Below are 230 nucleotides of genomic sequence, written 5' to 3' on the forward strand. Positions count from 1 at the left end.
CGTTGGCTTTTGGGCTTTCTGTAGTGGTGCTAGCCTACGCAGGTTGTATTAAGTTAGAGTCGCTTTTTTTGGATGATGTATTTGGCAGATTAGACCAAGAATCCCTTGATTTAGCAGTAAGTACCTTATTGGATTTGATAAGTATTGGCTGTATTGTGGGAGTAATTTCTAATGTTTCTGAGATGAAATAGAAACTTATTACACGAGTGGATGTTAGTAAAACATCGATG

At 37.4% G+C, this 230-nt stretch carries 1 protein-coding gene; it reads left to right on the forward strand.

Going from position 1 to position 230, the window contains the following annotated elements:
* Window positions 1-191: hypothetical protein (locus tag Q4519_RS22285; RefSeq protein ID WP_303516175.1), on the forward strand; the 191-nt coding region annotated here is incomplete at its 5' end.
* Window positions 192-230 lie beyond the last annotated feature (39 nt).

Source organism: Motilimonas sp. 1_MG-2023 (assembly GCF_030547455.1).
Taxonomy (GTDB): domain Bacteria; phylum Pseudomonadota; class Gammaproteobacteria; order Enterobacterales; family CBDFNC01; genus Motilimonas.